The 3,279-nt window shown below is 40.2% G+C and carries 4 protein-coding genes; 1 reads left to right on the top strand and 3 read right to left on the bottom strand.

The window, feature by feature from the left end; all coding sequences use genetic code 11:
• Positions 1-106 precede the first annotated feature (106 nt).
• From AC1DSE_RS33065 to AC1DSE_RS33055, 3 genes are all read right to left on the bottom strand, one after another.
• Positions 107-1,786: a ribonuclease J gene (locus tag AC1DSE_RS33065; protein WP_477512530.1), complete on the bottom strand. Its 1,680-nt coding sequence runs from the start codon at positions 1,784-1,786 to the stop codon at positions 107-109.
• 139 nt (positions 1,787-1,925) lie between these two features.
• Positions 1,926-2,069 (bottom strand): manganese catalase family protein, encoded by a 144-nt coding sequence (locus AC1DSE_RS33060; protein WP_477512555.1) that lies wholly within the window; start codon positions 2,067-2,069, stop codon positions 1,926-1,928.
• 40 nt (positions 2,070-2,109) lie between these two features.
• The gene (locus tag AC1DSE_RS33055; protein WP_477512531.1) at positions 2,110-2,457 is read right to left on the bottom strand and encodes an AMP-dependent synthetase and ligase; all 348 of its coding nucleotides are present in this window, start codon (positions 2,455-2,457) and stop codon (positions 2,110-2,112) included.
• Between the two features lie 356 nt (positions 2,458-2,813).
• On the opposite strand from AC1DSE_RS33055, the gene AC1DSE_RS33050 reads away from it, so the two are divergent.
• The coding region (locus tag AC1DSE_RS33050) for an L-dopachrome tautomerase-related protein (protein ID WP_477528899.1) at positions 2,814-3,279 on the top strand (466 nt) is incomplete at its 3' end.

Raw genomic sequence — 3,279 nt, 5'->3', positions numbered from 1 at the left:
TCACTCAATCTTCATGTAACAACACGAAGTTTTTTGAGTGTCTACTTAAAGGGGATAATACCATACCTTAAATTGAAGCAAGGGGATTTGTAATTATGTGGATTCATTACACTTCAATGATGATTGGTAGAACCATTGGCCGTCTTTTTGTTTTTGCATAAAGCAGCTTACTTGTAGATTCTTTAATACGATGTTTTAATATAGACCACTTACCGTCGTTTCCATTCTCTTGTAAGTCAGCAATGGTTTTCATCACAAGTCGACCTACTTCGCCTAATAAAGCTTCGGATTCTCTAACGTATACGAAACCTCTGCTAATAATATCAGGCCCGGATAGTACGGAGCCTTCTATACGACTAAGTGTGACAACAACAACAAGGATGCCATCCTCGGCAAGATGTTTTCGATCGCGTAATACAATGTTTCCGATGTCGCCTATGCCCAAACCATCGACAAGCGTATTACCGGCGGTAACTTTCCGTGTTTGTTGTACATGATTTCCAGATAGGTCAAGAACATCTCCGATATTCATTATATATATATTATCCTTCTCTAGTCCAACAGACTCAGCAAGTAAGCGATGCTGGTATAACATGCGATATTCTCCGTGGATAGGGATGAAATAGGTTGGTTTCATTAGCGTAAGCATAAGTTTAAGCTCTTCTTGGCTGCCGTGACCTGACACATGCATACCTGTCGCAACACCTGATCCATGAATAACATGAGCCCCAAGCATATACAGATGATCTAACATGCTTGCAACGTTCTTTTCATTCCCTGGAATGGGTGATGACGCGAGGATGACGGTATCACCAGAAGAAATTTCTGTATGTGGATAGGTGGAGCTAGCAAGACGCGAGAGTGCAGCCATCGGTTCACCCTGACTTCCCGTACACAATACCGCGACTTTTTCTCTCGGGAGCTGATTGGCCTCTTTTGCTTCAATGATCATACCTTCGGGAATATGGATATAACCGAGCTCCTGAGCAATCGTTACGACGTTGATCATGCTGCGACCAAGCAGCAGGAGCTTGCGGTTTGTTAGAATAGAAGCATCCACAACTTGCTGCAAGCGATTAATGTTGGAAGCAAAGGTGGACAGAAATATTTTATTTGTTGCTTTCTGAAAAGCATCTGCAATTTTTTCGCCTACCAATCGTTCAGATGGAGTGAAGCCTGGTCGCTCAGCGTTCGTGCTCTCGGATAATAAAGCAAGCACGCCTGCTTCACCAATTTTCGCCATCCTATGAATGTCTGGGAATTGTTTATTGGAAGGGGATAGATCAAATTTGAAGTCTCCCGTATGAACGACCGTACCTTCTGGCGTCTGTAATACGATGCCAACACAGTCTGGTATGCTATGGTTTGTACGGAAAAAAGAAAGCTGAAAGCTTTTTCCTAGCTCAATAAATGAGTCTGTTTTAATTTCATGAAATAAGGTTCCTTTGAGACGATGTTCTTTTAGCTTTCCCTTGATTAAACCAAGTGTAAGACGAGTTCCATATAAGGGAATATTCAGCTGTTTTAATATATAAGGAATTCCGCCGATATGATCTTCATGTCCGTGCGTAATCACTAATGCGCGTACTTTTTCTTGATTCTCAATCAAATAGGAAATGTCAGGGACGATTAGATCTATGCCGGGCAGACTCTCGTCCGGAAATTTAGAGCCACAGTCAATGACAATGATGTCGTCAGCATATTGGATGACATACATATTCTTTCCAATTTCAAAAACACCGCCAAGGGCAAAAATAGATAGTTTATTCAACTCTTTATTATTCATCTCCAACAAACCTCCGCATCATTGGTAAATGGTTAAACGAAAACAGGAAAAAACCCTGCTTTTCAACAGGGTTTTTCCTATTAGGAAGCAGCTTATATTTTAAAATCCTAGCATTCAAATCGTAAAACCTAGACTATGTTCACTCGGAAGTATAGTTTTTCCGTGAGTATTGTTGCTTTGGAAGAAAATATCGCATCATGCTGCGCATTTCACCAAACAGACCGCCGAGCGTATTCTGAAGAACTTTAGCAACGGCTGGATATGGTCTAACTACAGCGTAAATTCTCTTTTAGAAATAAAATTTATCCCTTATTCCTAATTCATTAATGAGAATAGTTGTTAAAGCCTTGTGGTTGTTGATGGTTGTTCATAGTTGAATATGCAGTCATTTGTGTTTGTGATGACTGAGCCACTTGGTTGCAGATGGTTGAGATTTGTTGCAATTGCTGAAGTGCTGTTTGATGGCCTTGCAGAGCGGTTTGTATAATTTGAGCGGCTTGCTGTTCACGTTGTGCTATTTGTTCCAGTGCTTTTGCATTATTGAGTTCTTGGTTTAACAATTGTTGATATTGCCCTGATGCTTGCTGAGTTTGGTTCACCAATTGTTGGATAAGTTGTTCGGCATGAGCTAGTTGTTGCGAAATCTGATTGTTGGACTGAAACTGGTACAAATGAATTCCTCCTGTTGGATATTTTGGATTTTCTGACCTGATTAGAATGACTCAAACTAAGATGGAATATTCAATTTCCTCTAAATTTAATTTTCATATCCATGAGCTGCCGATTCATAGTCAAAAGGCATTAATACCGAAATTGGCGAAATGAACGAAGGACGTACGAGGTCGTTCAGCCCTTTTAGGCGTATTAACGTTTTGTTATTAACGAGAGAACAACCGATACCGGCATTAGTACGGTCGAAGTAGCGGTAGCATTCATCACGATAGAAAAATTTATCAAGAACCAGGCACTACAAAAAAAATTCATCATATATAGTTGATATCCGTTCGGATTTGATGAGGAGGATATCATGCAACCTATGTTACCTATGGAAAAATATTTTGGGCAGTTTGAACTGGTGCATGCTTTTTATGGGGCTATGCCTACAGGTGTCAGCGTTTCTGAAACTGGCCGTATTTTTGTTTGCTTTCCGAAATGGGGAGACGACGTTCAATTTACTGTGGCGGAAATTGTTGAGGGTGAAATGCAGCCTTATCCCAGTTTAAAAATAAATTTGATTAATACTAGCAACATTGTAATGTCTTTCGTCAGTGTCCAAAGTATCGTTGCTGATGGAAGAGGAATACTTTGGGTACTAGATACAGGGGCACCAAATTTTTCTGAACCTATTCAAGGGGGAGCAAAATTAGTTGCTGTTGATTTAAGCACGAATACAATAAGAAGAGTATATACCTTTACAGAAGATGTTGTCTTGCCAACAACTTATCTGAATGATGTCCGTCTGGATTTTCGTGTTGGAAGAGCAGGTTATGCAT

The sequence above is a fragment of the Paenibacillus sp. 01L418 genome (assembly GCF_056400045.1).
This window is presented reverse-complemented; position numbering and strand designations above follow the sequence as displayed.

What these genes read in the sequence shown, in the direction of transcription:
- AC1DSE_RS33065 (WP_477512530.1), bottom strand. Translation starts at nt 1,786, where the DNA reads ATGAATAATAAAGAGTTGAATAAACTATCTATTTTTGCCCTTGGCGGT.